This window comes from Streptomyces sp. NPDC030222, from assembly GCF_055573115.1.
Map to the genome: position 1 here is coordinate 90,351 of NZ_JBVICA010000015.1, position 22,188 is coordinate 112,538.

At 71.5% G+C, this 22,188-nt stretch carries 22 protein-coding genes and 1 pseudogene; 11 read left to right on the plus strand and 12 right to left on the minus strand.

Annotation, left to right across the window (positions count from 1 at the left end; genetic code table 11):
- The first annotated feature begins 14 nt into the window (after window positions 1–14).
- A complete protein-coding gene (locus ACZ4Z5_RS21840) occupies window positions 15–599 on the plus strand; it encodes a 2'-5' RNA ligase family protein (protein ID WP_468265193.1) in 585 nt (194 codons plus the stop codon).
- A 167-nt stretch (window positions 600–766) separates the two neighbouring features.
- Here ACZ4Z5_RS21840 and ACZ4Z5_RS21845 read toward each other — a convergent pair whose 3' ends face one another.
- On the minus strand, window positions 767–1,522 hold the full coding sequence (locus tag ACZ4Z5_RS21845; RefSeq protein ID WP_468265195.1) for an SDR family NAD(P)-dependent oxidoreductase: 756 nt from the start codon (window positions 1,520–1,522) through the stop codon (window positions 767–769).
- 268 nt (window positions 1,523–1,790) lie between these two features.
- Here ACZ4Z5_RS21845 and ACZ4Z5_RS21850 point away from each other — a divergent pair, with 268 nt between their 5' ends.
- A complete protein-coding gene (locus ACZ4Z5_RS21850) occupies window positions 1,791–2,702 on the plus strand; it encodes a YihY/virulence factor BrkB family protein (RefSeq protein WP_468265197.1) in 912 nt (303 codons plus the stop codon).
- Between the two features lie 99 nt (window positions 2,703–2,801).
- Here the strand turns inward: ACZ4Z5_RS21850 and ACZ4Z5_RS21855 are convergent, their stop codons facing one another.
- Window positions 2,802–4,124: a D-alanyl-D-alanine carboxypeptidase family protein gene (locus ACZ4Z5_RS21855; protein WP_468265199.1), complete on the minus strand. Its 1,323-nt coding sequence runs from the start codon at window positions 4,122–4,124 to the stop codon at window positions 2,802–2,804.
- A gap of 133 nt (window positions 4,125–4,257) precedes the next feature.
- Between ACZ4Z5_RS21855 and ACZ4Z5_RS21860 the strand changes: the two genes are divergently transcribed.
- The 3 genes from ACZ4Z5_RS21860 (at window position 4,258) to ACZ4Z5_RS21870 (ending at window position 7,929) form a co-directional block, all read left to right on the plus strand.
- Entirely contained in the window at window positions 4,258–4,509 is a 252-nt protein-coding gene (locus ACZ4Z5_RS21860) for an SCO4848 family membrane protein (RefSeq protein ID WP_468265201.1), read from the plus strand.
- A gap of 40 nt (window positions 4,510–4,549) precedes the next feature.
- The gene (locus ACZ4Z5_RS21865) at window positions 4,550–6,136 is read left to right on the plus strand and encodes a metallophosphoesterase (RefSeq protein ID WP_468265203.1); all 1,587 of its coding nucleotides are present in this window, start codon (window positions 4,550–4,552) and stop codon (window positions 6,134–6,136) included.
- Between the two features lie 236 nt (window positions 6,137–6,372).
- On the plus strand, window positions 6,373–7,929 hold the full coding sequence (locus ACZ4Z5_RS21870) for an ABC transporter substrate-binding protein (protein ID WP_468265205.1): 1,557 nt from the start codon (window positions 6,373–6,375) through the stop codon (window positions 7,927–7,929).
- Between the two features lie 105 nt (window positions 7,930–8,034).
- On the opposite strand, the gene ACZ4Z5_RS21875 is transcribed toward ACZ4Z5_RS21870, so the two are convergent.
- The 9 genes and pseudogenes from ACZ4Z5_RS21875 to ACZ4Z5_RS21915 all read right to left on the minus strand — a co-directional run bounded on the left by ACZ4Z5_RS21875 (window position 8,035) and on the right by ACZ4Z5_RS21915 (window position 14,800).
- Window positions 8,035–8,769, minus strand: coding sequence for a TetR/AcrR family transcriptional regulator (locus ACZ4Z5_RS21875; RefSeq protein WP_468265207.1), 735 nt, complete (start codon window positions 8,767–8,769; stop codon window positions 8,035–8,037).
- Window positions 8,770–8,780: 11 nt separating this feature from the next.
- Window positions 8,781–9,182, minus strand: coding sequence for a thiol-disulfide oxidoreductase DCC family protein (locus tag ACZ4Z5_RS21880; protein WP_468265209.1), 402 nt, complete (start codon window positions 9,180–9,182; stop codon window positions 8,781–8,783).
- A complete protein-coding gene (locus ACZ4Z5_RS21885; RefSeq protein WP_468265211.1) occupies window positions 9,179–9,622 on the minus strand; it encodes a hypothetical protein in 444 nt (147 codons plus the stop codon). The genes ACZ4Z5_RS21880 and ACZ4Z5_RS21885 overlap by 4 nt, the downstream gene beginning before the upstream one ends.
- A 214-nt stretch (window positions 9,623–9,836) precedes the next feature.
- On the minus strand, window positions 9,837–10,466 hold the full coding sequence (locus ACZ4Z5_RS21890) for a Uma2 family endonuclease (protein ID WP_468265213.1): 630 nt from the start codon (window positions 10,464–10,466) through the stop codon (window positions 9,837–9,839).
- A 155-nt stretch (window positions 10,467–10,621) separates the two neighbouring features.
- Complete coding sequence (locus ACZ4Z5_RS21895; RefSeq protein ID WP_468265215.1) at window positions 10,622–11,380, minus strand: succinate dehydrogenase iron-sulfur subunit; 759 nt, start codon at window positions 11,378–11,380, stop codon at window positions 10,622–10,624.
- Complete coding sequence (sdhA, locus tag ACZ4Z5_RS21900; protein ID WP_468265217.1) at window positions 11,380–13,134, minus strand: succinate dehydrogenase flavoprotein subunit; 1,755 nt, start codon at window positions 13,132–13,134, stop codon at window positions 11,380–11,382. Before sdhA ends, ACZ4Z5_RS21895 begins: the two co-directional genes overlap by 1 nt.
- Before the next feature lie 25 nt (window positions 13,135–13,159).
- Window positions 13,160–13,639 (minus strand): succinate dehydrogenase hydrophobic membrane anchor subunit, encoded by a 480-nt coding sequence (locus ACZ4Z5_RS21905; protein ID WP_468265219.1) that lies wholly within the window; start codon window positions 13,637–13,639, stop codon window positions 13,160–13,162.
- 5 nt (window positions 13,640–13,644) lie between these two features.
- Window positions 13,645–14,031, minus strand: a pseudogene (gene sdhC / locus ACZ4Z5_RS21910) (succinate dehydrogenase, cytochrome b556 subunit); the annotation flags it as partial.
- 157 nt (window positions 14,032–14,188) lie between these two features.
- Entirely contained in the window at window positions 14,189–14,800 is a 612-nt protein-coding gene (locus tag ACZ4Z5_RS21915; protein WP_468265379.1) for a 2-oxo-4-hydroxy-4-carboxy-5-ureidoimidazoline decarboxylase, read from the minus strand.
- A gap of 324 nt (window positions 14,801–15,124) precedes the next feature.
- Here ACZ4Z5_RS21915 and ACZ4Z5_RS21920 point away from each other — a divergent pair, with 324 nt between their 5' ends.
- Together ACZ4Z5_RS21920 and ACZ4Z5_RS21925 are read left to right on the plus strand one after the other, a co-directional pair.
- The gene (locus ACZ4Z5_RS21920) at window positions 15,125–16,741 is read left to right on the plus strand and encodes a beta-N-acetylhexosaminidase (RefSeq protein ID WP_468265221.1); all 1,617 of its coding nucleotides are present in this window, start codon (window positions 15,125–15,127) and stop codon (window positions 16,739–16,741) included.
- Between the two features lie 111 nt (window positions 16,742–16,852).
- Window positions 16,853–17,434, plus strand: coding sequence for a hypothetical protein (locus tag ACZ4Z5_RS21925; protein WP_468265223.1), 582 nt, complete (start codon window positions 16,853–16,855; stop codon window positions 17,432–17,434).
- Between the two features lie 264 nt (window positions 17,435–17,698).
- Here the strand turns inward: ACZ4Z5_RS21925 and ACZ4Z5_RS21930 are convergent, their stop codons facing one another.
- Complete coding sequence (locus ACZ4Z5_RS21930) at window positions 17,699–18,193, minus strand: DUF1877 family protein (RefSeq protein WP_468265225.1); 495 nt, start codon at window positions 18,191–18,193, stop codon at window positions 17,699–17,701.
- 257 nt (window positions 18,194–18,450) lie between these two features.
- Between ACZ4Z5_RS21930 and ACZ4Z5_RS21935 the strand changes: the two genes are divergently transcribed.
- From ACZ4Z5_RS21935 to ACZ4Z5_RS21950, 4 genes are all read left to right on the plus strand, one after another.
- Window positions 18,451–19,077 carry an RNA polymerase sigma factor gene (locus tag ACZ4Z5_RS21935; protein ID WP_468265227.1) on the plus strand — a complete coding sequence of 209 codons (627 nt, stop codon included), beginning with the start codon at window positions 18,451–18,453 and terminating at the stop codon, window positions 19,075–19,077.
- Entirely contained in the window at window positions 19,074–19,952 is an 879-nt protein-coding gene (locus ACZ4Z5_RS21940; protein WP_468265229.1) for a hypothetical protein, read from the plus strand. The genes ACZ4Z5_RS21935 and ACZ4Z5_RS21940 overlap by 4 nt, the downstream gene beginning before the upstream one ends.
- Before the next feature lie 319 nt (window positions 19,953–20,271).
- The gene (locus ACZ4Z5_RS21945; RefSeq protein ID WP_468265381.1) at window positions 20,272–20,949 is read left to right on the plus strand and encodes an RNA polymerase sigma factor; all 678 of its coding nucleotides are present in this window, start codon (window positions 20,272–20,274) and stop codon (window positions 20,947–20,949) included.
- The gene (locus ACZ4Z5_RS21950; protein ID WP_468265231.1) at window positions 20,949–22,145 is read left to right on the plus strand and encodes a hypothetical protein; all 1,197 of its coding nucleotides are present in this window, start codon (window positions 20,949–20,951) and stop codon (window positions 22,143–22,145) included. The genes ACZ4Z5_RS21945 and ACZ4Z5_RS21950 overlap by 1 nt, the downstream gene beginning before the upstream one ends.
- The last annotated feature ends 43 nt before the right edge of the window (window positions 22,146–22,188 follow it).

A 22,188-nucleotide genomic window follows, 5' to 3' on the forward strand; every position in this document is an offset into this window, starting at 1 on the left:
CAGAGGAGAACGACGTGGGGACCGTAACGCTCGGCGTTTCGATCGCGGTCCCGGAGCCGTACGGCAGCCTGCTCCAGGAGCGGCGTGCGGGCTTCGGGGATCCCGCGGCCCACGGCATTCCCACGCACGTCACGCTCGTGCCGCCGACCTGTGCGGAGCCCGAGGAGCTGCCCGCGATCGAGGCGCACCTCGCCGCGGTCGCGGCCGCCGCCCGGGCCTTCCCGATGCGGCTGGTCGGTACGGACACGTTCCGCCCGCTGTCCCCGGTGGTCTTCGTCAAGGTCGTCGAGGGGGCGGAGGACGCCACCCTGCTGCAGGACCAGGTCCGGGATCCCTCCGGCCCGCTGGTCCGTGAGCTCCAGTTCCCCTACCACCCGCACGTCACGGTGGCGCACGGCATCTCCGAGGAGGCGATGGACCGGGCGTTCGAGGAGCTGGCGGACTTCGAGGCGGAGTGGACCTGCTCCGGCTTCGCGCTGTACGAGCAGGGCGCGGACGGCGTCTGGCGGAAGCTGCGGGACTACGCCTTCGGTGGGCTCGGAGCCCCGGCGGTCCCCGCGCAGACGCGGTGCGCCGACGAGTCGACGCTCCAGTCCTGACCCGCTCGCGGAGGGTATCCGGGACGGGCGGCCTTCCGGGGCGGGCGCCCTCCGGGCCAGGCGACCGTGGTGTCAGCGTGTCGGCGGCGGGTCAGCATGTCGGCATCGTGTCAGCGTGTCGGCGGCGGGTCAGCATGTCGGCATCGTGTCAGCGTGTCGGCGGCGGGTCAGCGTGTCAGCCTGCGGAAGAGCGGGCGGGGCAGATGGCGGACCACCGACATCACCGGGCGCAGCACACCAGGCACCCAGACCGTCCCGGCACCGCGCAGCAGGCCGTTCTCGATGGCGGCCGCCACGGCCTGCGGAGTCGTCGCGAGCGTGGTCAGTGGCAGCCCGGCCGTCATCCTGCTCCGCACGAAGCCCGACCGCACGACCATCACGCGTGCGCCCGTGCCCTGGAGGGCGTCGCCGAGGCCCTGGGCGAAGGCGTCCGTGCCCGCCTTGCTCGACCCGTAGATGAAGTCCCTGCGGCGGGGGCGTTCCCCGGCCACCGAGGAGAGCACCACGAGCGAGCCCCGGCCCTGGACGCGGAGGGACGTCGCACAGACCAGCCCCGCGGACACCACGCCCGTGTAGTTGGTCTGCGCCACGCGCACCGCGGACGCCGGGTCGCCCTCGTCGTGCGCCTGGTCGCCGAGCACCCCGAAGGCGAGCAGCACCATGTCGATGGTGCCCTCGGCGAAGATCTTGCCGATGACCGTGGGGTGCGACTCGGTGGTGAGGGCGTCGAAGGCGGCGGTGCGGACGTCGGCGCCGAGTCGGCCCACGGATTCCGCGGCCCGGTCCAGGGCGGGGCCCGGGCGGCCGGCCAGCCAGACCGTGCGGACGCCCCGGACGACCAGCCGCCGGGCGGTGGCGAGGGCGATCTCCGACGTTCCGCCGAGGACGAGCAGGGACTGGGGGAGGCCGGAAGGGTCCTTCACTACGGGCTCCTTGAGATGGCGTCACAGGCGTGCCGTAAGGGTATTTTGGGGCGATTCGACCATATTGACCATATGTGAACGATTTGCGCTGTTCGATCTCGGCGCGGCGGAACGGGTGATCGTATGACCGGGGCTGTGGACAGTCGCGGGCGGCTCTCCGGCGACGCGCGCACACTGGTCTCTCGTCACTGATTCGTCGTCACCGGTCCGCTGCCGCCTTTTCCTTGCCGGTGCGGCGTGAACGCATGAAGCGGGTAAGGGGGACCTCATGGACTGGTTGAAGAGGCTGCCGGTGGTAGGGCCGCTGGTCACACGTCTGATGCGGACCCGCCTCTGGCACGCGTACGAACGGCTGGACCGGTGCCACTGGACCCGGCTCGCCGCGGCGATCACCTTCATCAGCTTCCTGGCGCTGTTCCCGCTGATCACCCTGGGTGCGGCCGTCGCAGCCGCGCTGCTGACAGACCAGCAGGTCAAGGACCTGGAGAACAAGCTCGCCGACCAGGTCCCCGGCATCTCCGGGCAGCTCGACGTCGGGGCGCTGGTCGACAATGCCGGCACGGTCGGACTCGTCGCGGCCGCGCTGCTGCTGCTCACCGGTGTCAGCTGGGTCGGTTCGATGCGCGACTGTCTGCGGGCGGTCTGGGAACTGGACGATCAGGACGGCGCCAATCCGGTCGTGCAGTGGGTGAAGGACTGCGGCGTACTGATCGGCCTCGGCCTGGCCGGGGCCGCCTCGTGGGCGGCGTCCTCGGTCGGCTCGACGGCCGTCGGCTGGACCGCCGGGCGGCTCGGCATCGAAGAGAGCGGAGCCGGCGGTGTGCTGCTCCAGACGGCGGCCCTGCTCGTCGCCGTCCTGGCCGACTTCCTGCTGCTGCTCTACGTCCTCACCGTGCTGCCGGGGGTGACCGCAGCGCGCCGCGACCTGCTCACCGCCGCGCTCATCGGCGCGGTCGGCTTCGAACTGCTCAAACTGCTGCTGGGCAGCTATATGAGGGACGTCGCGGCGAAGAGCATGTACGGCGCGTTCGGGGTGCCGGTCGCCCTGCTGCTGTGGATCAACTTCACCGCGAAGCTGCTGCTGTTCTGCGCCGCGTGGACCGCCACGGGCGCCGCCTCGGCGGACTCCGGGAGGACGGAGCCCGCCGGGGAACGGACCGGGCCCGCCGGACCCCCCTAGGCCCAGTACCACTGACCTTGCGGGCTTCCAGGGCATGCCGATCGGAACATCGTTGCAGGTCAGCGAATCGCGAGCCCGGTTAAGTCAGCGGCATTGCCCCTAGTCCTGAGGAGGGCGGCGCAGCGGCCAGCGCCGGTTGACCAGGTACACGCCCGCCGCCAGCACGAGCAGCACACCACCGGTGACCGCCAGCGCGACTCCGGCGCCGCTCGATGCGGCCTTCGCGGCCGTGGCCTGACCCTTCGCGCCGTGGCCCGCCGACGCGGGTCCGGAGGACGCGGGTCCGGCCGAGGACGGACCGGCCGAGGCGGGTCCGGAGGCCTCGCCCTTGCCGGAGCCCTCCTCGGAGGCATCGGAGTCCGTGGTGGAGCCGGCACCCGTGTTGCTCCCCGCCGACTTCGGCGCCACCAGTTCGCCCACCGGCTCGACCTTCCCGGCCGCGGCGAAGCCCCAGTCGAGCAGCCGGCCGGCCTCCTTGTAGACGGCGTGGTTCTCCTCCGAAAGGGGGTTCATGACGGTCACCAGCAGGACCTTGCCGTTCCGTTCGGCGACTCCGGTGAAGGTCGCACCGGCGTGGGTGGTGTTGCCGTTCTTGACGCCGGCGATTCCCTCGTACGGGGTCATGCCGTTCTCGCCGGTCAGCAGCCGGTTGGTGTTCTGGATCTCGTAGTAGCTGCGCTTCTTGCCCTTGACCTTCTCGCCGGGGAACTGGGCGCGGACCGTGGAGCAGTACTCGCGAAAGTCCTTCTTCTGGAGTCCGGAGCGGGCGATGAGCGTCAGGTCGTAGGCGCTGCTGACCTGGCCCTCCTCGTCGTAGCCGTCGGGGGTGACCACCTTGGTGTCCAGCGCCTGGAGCTCTTCGGCGTGCTTCTGCATGTCGCTCACCGTCTTGGCGACACCACCGTTCATGGCGGACAGTACATGCACGGCGTCGTTGCCGGAACGGAGGAAGACGCCCAGCCACAGGTCGTGGACGGAGTAGGAATGGTCCTCCTTCACCCCGACCAGACTGCTGCCGTCGCCGATGCCGTCGAGTTCGGACTGCGTCACCGTGTGGATCTCGTCCTTGGGGAAGCGGGGCAGGACGGTGTCCGCGAAGAGCATCTTCATGGTGGAGGCGGGCGCCAGCCGCCAGTGCGCGTTGTGGGACGCCAGGACCTCGCCCGACTCGGCGTCCGCGACAATCCACGACCGGCCCGTCAGCTCCTTGGGGAGCACCGGCGCGCCGTTGCGCAGCCTCACCTGGGTGCCCGGCTGGCCCAGCGTCTCGCCGCCGACGGTCGACATCACGGCCGGCGGGTTCGGGTGCTTGGCCGGCTTCTTGCCCGGGCCCTTGCCGTCCGCCGACGCGGGTGCGGCGACCAGTACGGGAAGCAGGGCGGCGGCGGTGACCGTCAGTACGGTCTTCTTCAAAGCGGACACGGTCGAGAAAGTACATCGCCTCGGCGGCGAAGCCGACACCGCGGGCCTGACCCGCCGACGGCGCCGCCGGGACAGCCCACTCGCCCCCTCACCCCGCGGGCGGCCGGCGGAGCCGACCGGTGATACTGAACGCATGAAGCTCAGCCGCCCCGTCTCCTGGTTCCTGCTCGCGTTCGGGGTATGGAGCTGGTTCATCTGGATCACTTTCGTCAAGAACCTGTGGAAGGACAGCAGCGGACTCGCCTTCGACGACGCGGGTGATCCCACCGGGTACTTCTGGGTCCATCTGCTGCTCGCCATCACGTCCTTTCTCCTGGGGACGGCGATCGGGGTGATCGGGTTCCGCGGCGTGCGCGCCCTGCGTCGCGAACGCCCGGAGGACTGAGCGCCGGGAGGACCGGCCGTCGGACGGAGGAAAGGCAGCAGTGCTCGTATTCGTGGTGGTCGCGGTCGCGGCCGTGACCCTGCTCGTATCGGTGCACTGGTACCTGTGGCGCCGGCTCGTCCGTGACACCACGGCCCCCGGCGGGCTCGCCCGCCGCACCGGTACGGCCGCCGCCGTCGTCCTGCCGCTGCTGTCGTTCGGTGCGCTGTCGGCCGGTCGCGCGGGGGCACCGTTCTGGCTGCAGCAGACGCTCGCCTGGCCGGGCTTCCTGTGGCTGGCGATGCTGCTCTACCTGACCCTGGCGGTCGCGGCGGGTGAACTCGTACGGCCCTTGATGCTGCGTCACCTGAACCGGCGTGCAGAGCGGCGGGCCCAGGCCGCGCGCTCCGCGGCGCCGCCCGCCGCCCCGGTCGCGATACCAGTGGCGGTACCGGAGGCCGTGCCCGCGTCGCCGTCCATCGCGTCCGCCGCCGCGTCCCCGGCCGGCCGGGCTCCGGTCGCAGCCGTCCCGGCAGGTGCGTCCGCTGCCGCCACGGCCCCCGAGGCCGGCACCGCCCCCGCCGCGGTCTCCGGGCCGGCCGTGACCACGACTGCGGTCACCGACCTCGCAGCCACCCCCGCCCCCGGGGCCGACGAGGCCACCGCCTCCGAAGGCCGCGTCGCCGAAGCCGCGGCCGTCGTCGCCGACGCGGTCACCGTCACCGGAACCATGACGTCCGACCGGGACACCGACGCCCCAGCCGAGACCCCCGAGACGTCCGGGACCACAGCCGACGCCGCCGGGCAGCCCGTCCCGGGCCTTTCCCGACGCCTGTTCGTCGCGCGGGTGGTGGGCGGCACGGCCGCCGCCGTCGCCGCCGGAACCGTCGCGAACGGGACGTACGGCGTGCTCCGTGGCCCGCGCGTCAAGCACGTCACCGTCCCCCTGGCCAAGCTGCCCCGTGCGGCCCACGGCCTCCGCATCGCGGTGGTCAGCGACGTCCACATCGGGCCGGTCCTCGGCCGCGCCCACACCCGGCGCATCGTCGACACCGTCAACTCCACCCAGCCCGATCTGATCGCCGTCGTGGGCGACCTCGTCGACGGGAGCGTCGAAGACCTCGGGCCCGCGGCCGAGCCGCTCGCCGGGCTCCGCTCACGCTACGGCGCGTACTTCGTGACGGGGAACCACGAGTACTTCTCGGGTGCGGCGCCCTGGGTCGACCACGTCAGGGAACTGGGACTCAGGCCGTTGGAGAACGACCGCGTGGAGATCGCGGGAGGTTTCGACCTCGCCGGGGTCAACGACATCGCGGGCGAACGCGAGGGCGACGGCCCGGACTTCGACCGGGCCCTCGGCGACCGGGACCGTGCCCGCGCCGCCGTACTGCTGGCGCACCAGCCGGTCGTCATCCACGACGCCGTCCGGCACGGCGTCGACCTCCAGCTCTCCGGTCACACCCACGGCGGTCAGCTGTGGCCCGGCAACTACCTCGCGGAGCTCGCCAATCCCACCGTCGCGGGACTCGAACGGTACGGCGACACCCAGCTGTACGTGTCGCGCGGCGCGGGTGCCTGGGGCCCGCCGGTCCGAGTGGGTGCGCCCTCCGACATCACCGTCGTCCGGCTCGCCAGTCTCCAGGCCTGACTCCCGGCCGGCACGACGGGAGTGGGCGGTGCGTTCCCCGGGAAGGGGAACTCCCGCCCCGGCCAACGGTGTTCGTGCCGTTCGGGCCGAACTGTCGTCGCGGAGTCAACTTTCCACGGGCTGAAGATTTTCTCTTCCCCAGGCGAACCGGTGTGTGGTTGGGTGATCGCCATCACGTACCGGAGCGCGTCCGACGCAGCGCGTCCGGCAGCTGGGGCTTGGGGGAGAGCACGGCGATGCGGTCGATCCGTATGCGGGTTCTGGCACTGTGCGCGGTTGTGGTCGTGGTGGCCGTCGGGGCATGGCAGTTGCTGCCCACGGCGGGCGGGGACAGGCGGCCGATCGCCGTGGGCACGACCGATGTGGTGTCCACGCTCGATCCGGCGGGCGCGTACGACGCCGGCTCGTGGGCCCTCTACGGCAACGTCTACCAGGGCCTGCTGACGTTCCTCCCGGGCTCGACCACTCCGCAGCCGGACGCGGCCGAGCGCTGCGACTTCTCCGCGCAGGACCTGCGGACGTACCGGTGCGAGCTCCGCGACGGCCTCGTCTTCTCGAACGGGAACCCGGTCACCGCCCAGGCCGTGAAGCACTCCTTCGACCGCGTCCTCGCCATCGATGCGCAGGTCGGTCCGGCTCCGCTGCTGTCCTCCCTGGAGTCGGTCGAGGCCGACGGGGAGACGGTCACGTTCCACCTCAGGACCAAGGACGCGACGTTCCCCTCCAAGCTCGCCACCGGCGCTGGCGCGATCGTCGACCCCGCGGAGTACCCGGCGAAGTCCCTGCGCGGCGACGGCGGCGTCGTCGGCTCGGGACCGTTCGTGCTCGCCTCGTACGAGAAGGGCCGCAAGGCCCGGCTGGAGCCGAATCCCTCCTACCAGGGGGCGGTGAAGAAGCCCCGGGGGCCCGTCGTCGTCAGCTACTTCGAGGAGTCGGAGGACCTTGAGCAGGCCTGGGCGGACAGGCGGGTGGACGTCACCCACCGGGAGCTGCCGCCCACCGTCCTGGCGGGGCTGTCGTCCAACGACCCGGAAATGCGGGTCAACGTCAGCGCCGGCACCGAGACCCGCAATCTGGTCCTCAACGTCCGCGAGGGCCGCCCGATGCGGGATCCGCAGGTGCGCAAGGCGGTCGCGGCGCTCGTCGACCGGGACGCGCTGGTGCGGAAGATCTACAGCGGTACGGTGCGTCCGCTCTACTCGGTGATCCCGCAGGGGGTCGCCGGCCACAACACCGCGTTCTTCGACGCCTATCCGGAACCCGATCCGGCCCGTGCGAAGCGGCTGCTGCGGGCCGCCGGCGCCGACCTCCCGGTGCGCTTCACCCTCGGCTACCGGCAGAACGGCTCGGCGCAGGCGGAGGCCGAGGAGCTCAAGCGCCAGCTGGACGCGGACGGTCTGTTCTCCGTGCAGCTGGCACCCGAGGCGGACTGGCAGAAGTTCCAGAAGGACTACGCGGAGGGTGTGTACGACGCCTTCAATCTGGGCTGGATCGCGGACTTCCCGGACCCCGACAACTTCGTGCAGCCCCTCGTCGGCAAGGGCAACAGCCTGCACAACGGGTACGCGGACGCGGACGTCGACCGGATGATCAAGGAGACCCAGCAGTACGGCGACCGCGGCCGGTCCCTGGAGATCTTCAAGGACATCCAGCGGGACCTGGCCAAGGACGTGCCGCTGGTGCCGCTGTGGCAGCGCAAGGACTACGTACTGAGCAGCAAGCACGTGTCCGGCGGCCAGTACCTGTCGGACGGCACGGGCGTCTGGCGGCTGTGGGAACTCACCTGGATCTGACCGGAGCGAGGACGGCCGACCCCGTCCGCCCCTCCGCCGCGGATCCGGCTCGGTCCTCGCCGCGCCACGTCCCCGGCTCAGTCCCTGCCCCGATGGGTTCCGGGGTCAGTCCTTGCCGCGCGACGCCCCCGGCCGGCCGTTCGCGGCCATGCCCGCCGCGGTCGGCATGAAGTCGCTGAGCAGATCGTGCGTCTCGCGCACGAGGGGCCGCAGCAGCCGGAACCGCGAGAGCGAGATGGCGCGGGCGGTGACCGGCGCCAGTCGGCTCACCAGACGACGGCTGTTCTCGCAGCCCTCCGAGCGGTCGTACACCCAGAAGAGGACCAGGCCCATCTGCTGGAGCCACAGCAACTGGGGCAGCAGCTCGGCCAGTTCCGGATCGATCCTGGTGCTGGCGCCGGCCAGGACCGTGCGGTGCACGTCGATGGCGGACTCGCGAGGGCCGACGGACTCCGGTGAGAACGGGCTCAGCGGACTGTCCGGGTCCGCCGCGTTCTTGAAGAACTGGGCGGCGAACTCGTGGTACGGCTCGGCGATGTCCAGCCACGAGAGCAGGACCGCGCCGATCCGGGCCGCGAGGTCCTTCTCGTCGCCCAGCGCCTCCGTGGCGGCTGCCCGGTGTTCCTCGGCGATCCGGTCGTAGAAGCCCTGGACGAGATGCTCCTTGGACGCGAAGTAGTAGTAGGCGTTGCCCACCGAGACCCCGGCCTCCTGGGCGATCGCCCGCATGGTGGTCTTGTCGTAGCCCCGCTCCCGGAAGAGCCGGAGGGCGGTCTCCAGGATGAGCGTCCGGGTCTGCTCGCTCTTGGTGGGCTTGTCTGCTGCCTTCGCGTCCTTCACGGTGTCCGACCCTAACGCGGTACGGCGCAACGGTCGTCGCAGGGCGGTGCCGTGACCTCCCGGTACTTGGCCGCGGCGAGCACCGCGGCCCGGACGAAGGGCTGCCCGGCCGGGGTGGCCAGACGGTACGCCCGGGGCCGGTGCTCGGCCAGTGCCCACAGGCAGACCACCCAGGCCGCCGCCCCCGTGTAGACCTGGCCCCGGTCCCCGATCACGGTGACCTCCTTCAGGGTGCGGTCGTGGTCCAGCGCCGGGAAGCGCCGCCGGGCCTCCGGTGACCCGGCCGCGACCGGTTCCAAGGGCACCAGCTGCGGCTGCCGCATCAGCCAGCGCCGGACGTGCACGCACAGCGGGCACCGGGCGTCGTACAGGACCGTCAGGTGCCTTACGGGCAGCCCGGTCACCGGGCTCACGCCCCGCCGCTCGTGGGGGCCGGGGTGCCCCAGGGGCCGCGGCCCTGCGGGTCCGTCCAGCCCTGCGGCGGGACGGGCGGGGTCTGCTGCCGGCCCGCCAGGCCGCGCCGGCGGATGCCGTTGAGCACCCAGACGTTGCCGAGGTGCATCACCCCGAGGACCAGGAGCACCACCCCGAGCTTGGCCGACAGGGCCTCGAACAGCGCGGCCGCGTCGGCGACGCCGCTGCCGTTCTTCAGGTACAGCGCCACGAATCCGAGGTTGACCAGGTAGAAGCCGACGACCAGCAGGTGGTTGACGGCGTCCGCGAGCTTCTCGTCCCCCTTCAGCACATCGGCGAGGAAGACCCGTCCGTTCCGGCTGAGCGTCCGGGCGACCCAGACGGTGAGCCCCACGCTGAACAGCAGGTAGACGGCATACGAGACGACAGTGAGGTCCATACCCCACCCCTCCTTGAACGCGTTCAAAACGCTGACAAGGACGACTGTAGACCTCTCTTTGAACGTGTTCAAGTAACCGGGGACGTGACGTCGCACATGCGTCCCGGCGGACGCCGCACCCATTTGGGACGCTGTCCGCGCTGCGCCTCGGAGTACCCGGCGGAGGCCGGTGACGGCCACAGCGGCCGCCCGGAGCGGTCGGTCGGTGCCGGAGTCAGTCGGTGCCGGCGCTCTTGGGCTGCCCGGCTGCGAAAACGGCCGCCACGTCGAGGGTGACCTCGGCGCCGATGGAGTCGGGCAGGGTGACGGACTCGCCCGGTGCGTGGACGCGGTGCGTGGCGTACTCGTTCGCCACCGGGTCGGTGAGCACGTGGACGCGGTTGTGCTTGCGGTCCACGATCACGTAGACCGGGATCTTGGCGTTGGCGTAGGCGGCGACCTTGGTGCGGAGATCGGTCTGGTGGTTGCTGGAGGTGACTTCGAGGACCAGACGGAAGACGGCGGGGTCGTAGCAGTTGTACTCGGCGTGGTGCTCCTCGAAATCGGAGTCGACCACTGCCAGGTCCGGGATGGCGTAGTCTTCCGGGCCTTCCGGGAGCCAGGGCCCGACGCCCTGGAGTACCTTCGTTTCCCGGCCGTGTAGCCCCGCTGCCAGGAACGGGAGCATCAGATCGGTCAGTGCGCGGGCATGGGCCCCGTCCGCGGGTGGGGTCACGAGGATCTGGCCTCCGATGATCTCGACGCGGAAGCCGGGGTTCTGCTCCATGATCCGATCGGCAGCGTCGAGCAGTGGCCGTTCGCCGCACGGCTCGCCGTGGGGCTGCTCAGCGGGCGCTGCAGACATCCGGTGCCTCCCGTGGGCCTGGTGTCGAGAGCATCATCGTGGGCCGCACGAGGGTCCCGAGCCCGGTGACCGGGACGTTCACCCGAACGGGAAAGGGCCCCGCGGTCCGGACGGAATCCGGACCGGGGGGCCCTCGTGCAGGCGCTGGGCGAGGATCAGAAGCGGCGGGTGATCAGCGCGCGCTTCACTTCCTGGATCGCCTTGGTGACCTCGATACCGCGCGGGCAGGCGTCCGTGCAGTTGAAGGTCGTGCGGCAACGCCACACGCCGTCCTTGTCGTTGAGGATCTCCAGGCGCTGCTCGCCGCCCTCGTCACGGCTGTCGAAGATGAAGCGGTGCGCGTTCACGATCGCGGCCGGGCCGAAGTACTGGCCGTCGTTCCAGAAGACCGGGCAGGACGACGTGCACGCGGCGCACAGGATGCACTTGGTGGTGTCGTCGAAACGCTCGCGGTCCTCCGCGGACTGCCGGCGCTCGCGGGTCGGCTCGTTCCCGGTGGTGATGAGGAACGGCATGACGTCGCGGTACGCCTGGAAGAACGGCTCCATGTCCACGACCAGGTCCTTGAGGACCGTCAGGCCCTTGATGGCCTCGACCGTGATGGGCTTCTCCGGGTTGATGTCCTTGATCAGCGTCTTGCAGGCGAGCCTGTTCTTGCCGTTGATCCGCATCGCGTCGGAGCCGCAGATGCCGTGCGCGCAGGAGCGGCGGAAGGTGAGCGTGCCGTCCAGGTCCCACTTGATCTTGTGGAGACCGTCGAGCACGCGCTCCTTCGGGTCGATCTCCACCTGGAAGTCCTGCCAGGAGGCCTCGTCGGAGACCTCCGGGTTGAACCGGCGGATCCTGAAGGTGACCGTGATGTACGGGGAGGCGGAGGCCTCCGCCTCGACCTTGTCCAGGGTCGGAGTAGCCATCAGTACTTACGCTCCATCGGCTGGTAGCGGGTCTGGACGACCGGCTTGTAGTCGAGACGGACGGTCTCGGTGCCGTCGTCGCCGACCTCGCGGTACGCCATGGTGTGGCGCATGAAGTTGACGTCGTCGCGGTTCGGGTAGTCCTCGCGGTAGTGGCCGCCGCGGGACTCCTTGCGGGCCAGGGCGGAGACGGCCATGACCTCGGCCAGGTCGAGCAGGTTGCCCAGCTCGATGGCCTCCAGCAGGTCCGTGTTGAACCGCTTGCCCTTGTCCTGGATCGCCACGTTCTTGTAGCGCTCGCGCAGCTCGGCGATCTTCTCGACGGCCGTCTTGATCGTCTGCTCGGTGCGGAACACCATGACGTTGGCGTCCATGGTCTCCTGGAGCTCCTTGCGGAGGTCCGCGACCCGCTCGTTGCCGGTGGAGGTGCGGAGCTGCTCGACCTGGTCGACGACGAGCTGCGCCGGGTCCTCCGGCAGCTCGACGTAGTCGTTCTTGGCGGAGTACTCGGCGGCGGCGATGCCGGCGCGACGCCCGAACACGTTGATGTCGAGCAGCGAGTTGGTGCCCAGACGGTTGGCGCCGTGCACGGAGACGCAGGCGACCTCGCCCGCGGCGTACAGGCCCGGGACCACCATCGTGTTGTCGGCGAGGACCTCGCCCTCGACGTTGGTCGGGATGCCGCCCATGGCGTAGTGCGCGGTCGGCTGGATCGGGATCGGGTCCGTGTAGGGCTCGATGCCGAGGTACGTGCGCGCGAACTCCGTGATGTCGGGCAGCTTGGCGTCCAGCTGCTCCGGCGGGAGGTGCGTCAGGTCCAGGTAGACGTGGTCGCCCTCGGGACCGCAGCCGCGGCCCTCGCGGATCTCCGTGTAGATGGAGCGGGAGACGACGTCACGGGACGCGAGGTCCTTCATGACCGGCGCGTACTTCTCCATGAAGCGCTCGCCGTCCTTGTTGCGGAGGATGCCGCCCTCACCACGGGCGCCCTCCGTCAGCAGGATGCCCATGCGCCAGATGCCCGTCGGGTGGAACTGGAAGAACTCCATGTCCTCCAGCGGCAGACCGCGCCGGTAGACGGCGGCCTGGCCGTCACCGGTCAGCGTGTGCGCGTTCGACGTCACCTTGAAGAACTTGCCGCAGCCGCCGGAGGCGTAGACGACGGCCTTCGCCTGGAAGATGTGGATCTCACCGGTGGCCAGCTCGTACGCGACGACACCCGCGGACTTCCTGACGCCGTCGACCTCGGTGATGAGCTGGTCGAGGACGTAGAACTCGTTGAAGAACTCCACGCCCTCCTTGACGCAGTTCTGGTACAGCGTCTGGAGGATCATGTGGCCGGTGCGGTCCGCGGCGTAGCAGGACCGGCGGACCGGGGCCTCGCCGTGGTTGCGGGAGTGGCCGCCGAAGCGGCGCTGGTCGATGGTGCCGTCCGGGGTCCGGTTGAACGGCAGGCCCATCTTCTCCAGGTCGAGGACGGCGTCGATGGCCTCCTTCGCCAGGATCTCGGCGGCGTCCTGGTCGACCAGGTAGTCACCGCCCTTGACCGTGTCGAAGGTGTGCCACTCCCAGTTGTCCTCCTCCACGTTGGCGAGCGCGGCGGCCATGCCGCCCTGCGCGGCGCCCGTGTGGGACCGGGTCGGGTAGAGCTTGGTGAGCACCGCGGTGCGGCTGCGCTTGGTGGCCTCGATGGCGGCGCGCATGCCGGCGCCGCCGGCGCCCACGATGACGGTGTCGTACTTGTGGATCTTCATGACGTGGTTACCTCAGCCCCGTGGCCTAGCGGATGTTCGGGTCGAAGGTGAAGATCACCAGCGTGCCCAGCAGGACGGTGAACACCGTGGCGGTGTAGAGCAGCATCTTCAGCCAGAAGCGGGTGTTGTCCCGCTCCGCGTAGTCGTTGATGACCGTGCGGAGGCCGTTGGCGCCGTGCAGCATGGCGAGCCACAGCATCAGCAGGTCCCAGACCTGCCAGAACGGGGAGGCCCAGCGGCCGGCCACGAACGCGAAGCCGATCTTGGAGACGCCGCCGTCCAGCACGAGCTGGATCAGCAGGTGGCCGATGACCAGGACGACCAGGACGATGCCGGAGAGCCGCATGAAGAGCCAGGCGGCCATCTCGAAGTTGCCCCGGGTGGACCGGGGCGTCTTCGAGGTGCGCTTGCGGGGGGCCTCGATGTACGGGGCCGGGTGGTCGACGTCGTAAAGGCTCGCGCCCTCGACCGGGCCGATCGCGGAAGGAGTGGTGTCAGCGGACATCTGCGTCAGCTCCCGAAGAGTTCACGAGCGGCGTGGCCGAGGACCGGGTACAGCGCGCCGGCCATCAGAACGATCCAGATGCCCATGACGGTCCACAGCATCTGCTTCTGGTAGCGCGGGCCCTTGGCCCAGAAGTCCACGGCGATGACGCGGAGGCCGTTGAGCGCGTGGAAGAGGATCGCGGCGACGAGGCCGTATTCCAGCAGCGCGACGAGCGGCGTCTTGTAGGTTGCTACGACCTCGTCGTACGCCTCGGGGGAGACGCGGACGAGAGCGGTGTCCAGCACGTGTACGAACAGGAAGAAGAAGATGAGGACGCCGGTGACTCGGTGAGCCACCCACGACCACATTCCTTCCCGGCCGCGGTACAGCGTTCCAGCCGGCACGGAAGCCCTCCGAGAGCGGGGATTTGGAGCCGGCCGCCAGTCTTCTCAATGTGACAGCTCTGTCGGTCTGGCCCGGCCGGGTACGGTCCACCGGCCCTGGCCATCGTAGCGACGTGTTGTCGGTTCGCTCGCGCGGGGTCCGACGGTGTGATCAAACAGGCAATCAAACAGCCACGGACGGGCTATCGGGACGACGCGGTCCCGGGGCCGCGGTGGACGCACCGCCGCCTGCTCCTGAGGGCCCCGGACACCCTCCGGACGCCTCCGGCGCCGCCGCGGCGTCCACCGGGCGGGCCACGTACCGCGTCAGCCGGCCGCGCGCCAGCCTGCGCAGTTCGTCGGCGGAGACGGCGCGCTCCTCGTCCGGCTCGTGGGCGAGCCGCCGACGGATCCCGGCCAGCACCCCGTCCAGGTACTCGTCCGGCCGGAAGGCGTCGGTACAGATCACGAAGACGTGCCCGAACCGGCTCTCGTACGCCGCGTGCGCGGCACGCAGGGCCGTGTGGGCGGTCTGGGGGTCACCGGGACGGAGGCCGGGCGCCTCCTCGCAGGCGAGAGCCTCGGCGAGGTCCGCGGGGGACAGGTCGTAGCTCGCCTCGTCGGAGGCGGCCAGCAAGGCGTCCACGTCGGGGTACGGACGGTGTGCCGCCACCCGGTGGGCCCAGCGGCGGCTGCCGCAGCAGGCGAGCAGTACGCCTTCGGCGGCTTCCGCCGGTGCCGCGTTGAACCGGGCGAGTCCCGAAGCGGCCGCCTGACCGTGGCACTGCGCCGGTATGGCGGGGCGGACGGGGGTGTCGCTGGACAGCGTGGACTCCAGGGGGGCGGGGAACGGGAGGAGGCTGCGGCGTCACGCTATCGGCGTGGCGGGACGATCCGTCCGATGGGTGCACGAATTTCACCCGTACGGAGCCGCTGCCGCTCCCAGGTGGACGCGTGTCACGGTCGGAGGGTTGCGCCGGGCGACGCGAGGGCGAGTGCGGGTGCGGCGCAAGGACGGTGCGGGGACGGTGCGACGTCGGGCGACGGCGTTGCGGACACCTCTCCGGGGGTTTCCGGCGCGGTCGACACATGTCCGGCCGGCGTGCGACGTTGGTGAGTGATGCGGAACTTCCGGGCTGGTCTCGTCGCCGGTGTGCTGGCCCCCGTGACGGCGGTGGCCTCGCTGGGGCTGGCGGCGTGCTCCGGCGGGCGGAGCGGCCCCGCCCGGAACGCGCCGGACGTGGCCCCGTCCGCGGCCGCGCCGGAGGTCACGGCGGCCGCCCCCGCGCCGAGTCCGACGCCCTCGCCGACGTACCCGCTGTCGACGGCCCCCGGCACCATCCCCTCCGTACGCGAGCACCAGCCGGCCAGGGGGCCGGGCTGGAAGCCCGTGAGCGGCAGCCGGGTCGTCGTGACCGCTGGTGCCGACCGGCTGGCCGACGAGGGCAGGCTGCTGTCCCGGGAGCTGGGGATCGGTTTCGCCCGCGGAGGCGCGTCGGGGCCCGGCGACATAGAGCTGGCGCTCGGCGGCTCCGGCGCGGCGGAGTCCTACACCCTCACCGCGCGGGACGGGCGCGTCCGGATATCGGGCCCCGACGAGGCGGGCGTCTTCTACGGCACCCGTACCGTCAAGCAGGCCCTGCGCGCCGACGGCTCGGTGCCCGAGGGCACGGTCCGCGACCGCCCCGACCGCCCTCAGCGCGGCCTCAACGTCGACATCGCCCGCAAGCACTACACCGCCCGCTGGATCGAGGACCGGCTGCGCGAGATGGCCGACCTCAAGCTCAACCAGCTGGGCCTGCACTTCTCCGACGACCAGGCCTTCCGCATCGAGTCCGGCAGCCATCCGGAGGTCGTCGCCGCCCAGCACCTCACCAAGGCCGAGGTGCGCCGGATCCTGGCCCTGGCGGCGAGACTCCACATCACCGTCGTGCCCGAGATCGACTCGCCGGGCCACCTGGGCGCGGTGATCCGCGCCCACCCAGGCCTCCAGCTGCGGAACGCGAACGGCGGGGCGGTGCGCGGCGCCGTCGACATCGCACAGCCGGCCGCCGCCCGGATCGTCGACGACCTGCTGCGCGAGTACGCGGCACTGTTCCCCGGCGGGTACTTCCACGTCGGTGCCGACGAGTACCTGGCGCTGACCGCGCGGAACCCCGAAGTGTCCTTCCCCGGGCTGGCCGCGGCCGCCCGTGAGCGGTACGGCGCGCAGGCCGGGGTCCAGGACCTGGCGACCGGCTGGCTGGACGACCGCGCGGCCGTCGTGCGCACGGCCGGGAAGCAGCCCAAGGCGTGGAACGACGGCTTCTTCCGCGGCGGGGTCGTCAGCGCAGACAAGGGCATCCAGGTCGAGTACTGGACGGGCAGGGAGATCGGTGCGCGCCCTCCGGAGGAATACCTCCGGGAGGGGCGGAAACTCGTCAATCTGAACGACGAATATCTCTACTACGTCCTCGGTCAGCCCAATGAGTTCCGCTACCCGACCGGGCGCCGCATCTACGAGGAGTGGACCCCGCTGGTGCTGCGGGGCTCCACGGCGGTCCCGGCGCGCTATTCCGGCCAGATCCTCGGCGGACGGTTCGCCGTGTGGAGCGACCTGGCGGGCGCGCAGACCGAGGCGCAGGTGGCCGACGGGATCAGGATGCCGTTGCGGGCCACCGCGCAGAAGCTCTGGGACCCCCGGCCGCCGGCCCGTCCATGGGCACGGTTCACGACGCTCGCCGACAGGCTCGGCTGAGCGCGGCCGACCCGCCCGCGCTGGGTGCGGGCGGGTCGGGATCGCCCTCGGTGTTGTGATCAACACATCTCGGACTGTGACGAGAAACCGCCTCTTGACGCAGTACGGGGCATGAGCCTGAGTCTGGTGGAACTGATCGCCCGCGCGGACGAGCGTGCCCTCGCCGCGAGCGCCGTGTCGTGTGTCGACCGCTGTCTGCCCCTGTTCGGAGGCGTCGAGGGGCTCGGCCTCGACGCGGAGGAATCGGTTCTGCGGCCCCTCTGGGTCGCGGTCGAAGGCGGTGAACGGTGGCTGGGAGCGCTGCGAGCCGCCGCGATCCGGGTGGGGCGGCTGAGCCCTGAGGGTGCCCTCGCGGAGCACGCGCTCCGGATGGTCGAGAGCGTGCCCGACCACTACTCGGAGGACGCACTGCGCGTCTGGGCCGACGAGTGCTCGGCCGTGCTCCTCGGGGTCCATCAGCTCCTCGACGGCGTGTCGCCCGTCGATCCGGAGCGGATCTCGGCCTACCGCGGCGGGGACACCGATGGCATCGGCCCGCTGACCGCGGGCGAGCTGAGGCGGCAGGGCGCGCTGCTGGAGATGCTCCGCGACGAGTCGGGCACCGGTCTGCGGGTGGCGCTGGACCTGTCGAACGAGGGCAAGCGGGTGCTGCGGGCGGCGGTCTCACGGCGCGCCCGAGCCGCCGAACGCTGAGCCACGGGAGGACGCCGGTTCTCGGGCGGACGTCGGTTCTCGGACGGACTCCGACTCGTGCGCGGACGTCACCCCGCGCCCGGCGGCCGCCGGCCTCCCATGCGGTTGCCGCTTCACGGGGGAGGGCGATATGCGAGGGGTGAGCCGCCTCGCGAGGGGTCCCCGACGCATGCGCCGGCGCAGGCGTCGACGCCCGCTTCGGTGTGCCGCCCGTGGGCCGTGGTGGGCGGCCGGTGCGGTTCCCGGTGGCCGCGGGCGACAGGCTCACGCGAGCAGCCATTTGACGACCGTGTGCCCCGACCCGGCGGCCCGTGCGTAGAACGCCGAGAGTCCGTGGTGGGTACGCGCGAAGTGGTCCCTGACCTCGCCCTCGGCGAACGGCGGGAGGTACGGCGCGGTCAGTTCGTCCCGCGAGGCCGACCACAGCGCCTCAAATGAGGCCGCGGACAGGAACGCGGCCGCCTGTGCGACTCCGTCGGGGTCCAGCACCATGAACGGCGGGAGCTGTTCGTCGGGGTGACGGATCACCCGGCCGCCGAGCACGGGCAGCGTCCGCGGGCCGTCCGCGGGCGAGGGGCGCCGGGAGCCGGTGTACAGCAGGTCGACGTCCAGGAAGTCCTTGTCGAGCACATCGGCCAGCCGCGCCTCGCGCAGCACCCGCACGGCGCCCCAGCCGTCGTCGAAGACTCCTTCGAGCCGTAACGGATCGTCGCTCACCCAGGCGGGCGGGAGCGACCGCAGATGGAAGTACAGGCTCAACACGTCCTCCGAGAGGTGCCGAGATGAAGTCGAGTGGGCGATCCGAGGGCGCCCCCGCCCTGCTCAGCGGTCGGCGGCCGGGAAGTGTCACCATGGGGTTTCCGAAGGGTTCCCGGCGGGCAATGCCGCTGCAATCGCGCCATGTTGACGATTTCTGGGACGTGCGGAGGAGAGTCTGCGCAGAGTTGGGTGGGGCGTGACGCCCCACGGGGGGCATGGGCAGGACGCCGGTGCCGGATCGGCACGAAGAGGGAAGTGTGAGAAGGGGCGGAGAGCAGCGCCGTCCGCAGGCGTACGACGGAGAGCTCGGCGATGCGGTCGAGCGCGCCCAGCAGGGGGACGAGCACGGTTTCGAGACCGCCTACCGTCTCGTCCACCCCGGACTGCTGGTCTACGTACGGGGCCTGGTCGGTGAGGACGCGGAGGACGTGCTGTCCGAGGCGTGGCTGGAGATCGCCAGGGACCTCGCGCGGTTCCGCGGCGACGGGGCGGGGTTCCGAGGCTGGACCGCGACCATCGCGCGGCACCGGGCACTCGACCACCTCCGCCGTCAACGGCGCAGGCCGCGCACCGCGTTGCTGGAACAGGACGTCCTGGAACTGCCCGGCGGACTGGACACGGCGGACGCGGCGCTGGAGACCCTGTCGACCGAACAGGCTCTGGCGCTGATAGCCGGCCTGCCGCGGGACCAGGCGGAGGCCGTGATGCTGCGGGTGGTCGTGGGGCTCGACGGACCTGCGGCGGCGCGCGTGCTGGGCAAACGAGCAGGCTCGGTGAGGACTGCGGTGTACAGGGGGCTCAAGAGACTGGCCGGGCAAGTGGCCTCGGATCGCGTCGGTGGTGTGATGAACGCACCGCAGCGTGCGCTGAGAGACGAGACATGAAACGACACGAACGGACGACCGGCGAGCCGGAGCCGGAGCTGACGCCCGAACTCGCCGCGCTGCTCGCTGCCGTGTGCTCGGGTACGCCGGACCCCGCACGCGAGGAGCGAGCGGTGGCCGCGTTCCGCGCGGCCCGCGACGAGGGTGCCCACGCCCGGCGGCACAGACCGCGCCGGCGCGACGACTGGCGGCCGGGCAGAGGCTGGTGGCCCGGGCTGCGTTCGGCGAGGGCGCTGGTCGGCGGCTTCGCCGCGACGGTGATGCTGGGCGGGATCGCGGTGGCCGCGGGAAGCGGCGCCTTGCCGATTCCGTCGCCCTTCGGTGGCGGCGACGTCCGCCCTCAGGCGCCCGAAACGTCCGTGACCTCGCCTCCCGGACCCTCCGGGGCGGGCGGTTCCACCGGTCCGTCCGGGTCCCGCTCCGGCCCTGGGCAGGAGGCCGGGGACCGTGGCGCGGGGACGGGTCAGGACGCGAAGAAGGGCGGGGACCCCAAGCACGGCACGGGCAAGGACGCCCGCGACCGGAACCACCACGAAGACGGCAAGGGCAAGGACGCCCGCGACCGGAACAACGACAAGGACGGCGGGGGAAGCAAGGCCGACAAGCGCGACAACCAGGGTGAGGGAAACAAGGCCGGCAAGCCCGACGAGAACGGCAAGGGCGAGAACGGCGAAAAGAAGGGCAAGAAAAGCAAGGGCGAGAAGAGCAAGGACCGCAACAAGGGCGCCAACAAAGGTGACAAGCGCGACAAGACCGGCAAGGCCGACGGTGGCGACGGTAAGAAGAAGCCCAGGAAGGGCCCGCGGAAGGGCACGGGTGTGTCCGGCGGCCGGCACGGCAAGGGCGGAGATTCCGGAGTAGCCGGAGGCAGATGACGAGCGCGTCCGGAGGTCCGGCCGGTGACGAGGGAAACGACGGTGCAGCGAGGCCCGCGGGAAGCGCCAGGCGGAGGGCGACCGGAGCCGCCACCCCCCACAGGAGAGGCCCCGGCCGCCATCCGTCGGGACCGTGTGGCGGCCCCGTACTCCTTTCAGCGCCACGGCTGCGTTTTGTGTCACACCGCGCTCTGTCAGTAAGTAGTTGCAGGTTGTACAAGACGTGGACGGACACCCGCTCCAGGCTTTAGCGTGCAAGTCCGCGCAGGGCGGCGCGGTGGTGATGACCAGCGGTGACGGGACAGGGGACGAGTACAGATTGCTGGGGGACGACGCGGAGCTGACCGCCGCCGTGCTCGCGGCGCAGGCCGGGGACGAGCATGCGTTCCGGACTGTGTACCGGGCCGTGCATCCACGGCTCCTGGGCTACATACGCACCCTGGTCGGTGAGCCGGAGGCGGAGGACGTCGCTTCGGAGGCATGGCTCCAGATCGCCCGTGACCTCCAGCGGTTCAGCGGTGACGCGGACCGGTTCCGCGGCTGGGCCGCCCGCATCGCCCGTAACCGCGCGCTGGACCACATCCGCATGAGGGGGCGACGTCCCGCGGTCGGCGGGGACGAGACCGAGCTTGCGGGGAAGGCGGACCCCGCCGACACCGCCGCCGAGGCCATGGAGTCCCTCGCCACCGGCCGGACCCTCGCCCTGATCGCCCAGCTCCCGCAGGACCAGGCCGAGGCCGTCGTCCTGCGCGTGGTGGTCGGGCTGGACGCGAAGAGCGCCGCCGAGACCCTGGGCAAGCGTCCCGGAGCCGTCCGTACGGCCGCGCACCGCGGGCTGAAACGACTCGCCGAACTGCTCGGCGCACAAGAACCCGACGCCTCGGCCGGCGGCAGGAGCGAACTGGACGGCCTTCCGCCGCAACGGGGGCGGCGTTCGAAAGGATCGGCCTCCGCCGGTGTGACGCAATCCTTTGTGCGGACGCAGAAGGACATGTGATGGCCGACGAGCGTGACGAGTGGCTTGACATGGAGGCCGCCGAGCGGCTGCTGAGAGGTGAAACCGTCGAGCCGCCCGACGAAGACGCCCGTGTGCGGGCCGAGCGGCTGGCAGCCGTGCTGAACAGCGCGACCCTTCTCCCCTACACCTCCGACGACAGCGGAGAACTCGCGGGTGAGGCGGCCGCGCTCGCCGCGTTCCGCGAGGCGCGGCTCGGAAGGGCCGAGACGGCGGCTCCGCCGTCCCACCGCCGTCGGCGCTCCGGATTCGGTCTGCGGCCGGTGCGTCTCGCCCTTGCCGCCGCGGTGGCCGGATGCGCGCTGGGGGGTGTCGCCGTGGCCGCCGGTTCGGGTGTGCTGCCGCTGCCGTTCGGAGTCGGACCCGAGCCCGCCTCGTCGGTGGCGGCCGTCGAGCCGTCGCAGGACGCGTACGGCACCCCCTTCCCGGACGCCGGGGGCGATTCCGCGGGCATCTCGCCTTCCGACGGCGGCTCGCCCGCGCGTTCGCCCGAGCCGACGGCGGACGCCACCGCCACGCCCGGCACGTCCCGGGGCCCCGGTCAGGAGCCCTGGGCACCGGGCGTCAACGGTGCCGACGGGTCCCGTGAACACCATGACAAGGTTGTCGACGCCTGCCGCTCGTACCGCACCGGATGGCTGGACGGCGAACTCAGGCGGCGGCTGGAGGAAGCAGCGTCGGGGGCCGGAAAGGTCAAGACGTTCTGCGACCAGGTGCTCGAAAAGGACGGCAGGGGGCAGGACGACCCCTCCGACGACGGCACCCCGGACAACGCCGGGTCCGGACCGGACGAGGGCGAGAACCCCGGCGGCGACGGAAAGGGCGACGACGGAACGTCACCCGGCTCGGGCACGGACCCCGGCGCCGACAGCAGCAGTGTGGACGGCAGTTCCGGTACGGAGGACAGCAGCCGTACCGTGGGCGCCGCGCCGTGGAGCACCGCGCCCCCGCCCGCGCTCGCCGCGTCGTGGCTGCCCGTGACCACCAGTCCCGTGACCACCAGTCCCGTGACCACCGGTCCCGTGGTCGCCCCTGTGGCACCTGCCGTGGTCACCCCGCTCGCGGCCCCGGCGGCGGACGCCGCCCGTGCGATGCCGTCGACGCCCGGTGGGCTTTCCGGCCGGACCGCGGAGCGTGCGGTCGCAGGCGTCCCGCGTCCCGTCGCCGACGCCTCCTGACCGGCACGTCGCGGCCGCCGCGGTGACCGTGACGGCGGGTGGG

Bases quoted from the DNA above. Each gene is read 5' to 3' on its own strand.
- ACZ4Z5_RS21925 (WP_468265223.1), top strand. From the start codon at position 16,853: ATGAGCCTGAGTCTGGTGGAACTGATCGCCCGCGCGGACGAGCGTGCC.
- ACZ4Z5_RS21860 (WP_468265201.1), top strand. From the start codon at position 4,258: ATGAAGCTCAGCCGCCCCGTCTCCTGGTTCCTGCTCGCGTTCGGGGTA.
- ACZ4Z5_RS21905 (WP_468265219.1), bottom strand. From the start codon at position 13,639: ATGTCCGCTGACACCACTCCTTCCGCGATCGGCCCGGTCGAGGGCGCG.
- sdhA (WP_468265217.1), bottom strand. From the start codon at position 13,134: ATGAAGATCCACAAGTACGACACCGTCATCGTGGGCGCCGGCGGCGCC.
- ACZ4Z5_RS21885 (WP_468265211.1), bottom strand. From the start codon at position 9,622: ATGGACCTCACTGTCGTCTCGTATGCCGTCTACCTGCTGTTCAGCGTG.
- ACZ4Z5_RS21920 (WP_468265221.1), top strand. From the start codon at position 15,125: ATGCGGAACTTCCGGGCTGGTCTCGTCGCCGGTGTGCTGGCCCCCGTG.
- ACZ4Z5_RS21850 (WP_468265197.1), top strand. From the start codon at position 1,791: ATGGACTGGTTGAAGAGGCTGCCGGTGGTAGGGCCGCTGGTCACACGT.
- ACZ4Z5_RS21870 (WP_468265205.1), top strand. From the start codon at position 6,373: ATGCGGTCGATCCGTATGCGGGTTCTGGCACTGTGCGCGGTTGTGGTC.
- ACZ4Z5_RS21890 (WP_468265213.1), bottom strand. From the start codon at position 10,466: ATGTCTGCAGCGCCCGCTGAGCAGCCCCACGGCGAGCCGTGCGGCGAA.
- ACZ4Z5_RS21950 (WP_468265231.1), top strand. From the start codon at position 20,949: ATGGCCGACGAGCGTGACGAGTGGCTTGACATGGAGGCCGCCGAGCGG.
- ACZ4Z5_RS21895 (WP_468265215.1), bottom strand. From the start codon at position 11,380: ATGGCTACTCCGACCCTGGACAAGGTCGAGGCGGAGGCCTCCGCCTCC.
- ACZ4Z5_RS21940 (WP_468265229.1), top strand. From the start codon at position 19,074: ATGAAACGACACGAACGGACGACCGGCGAGCCGGAGCCGGAGCTGACG.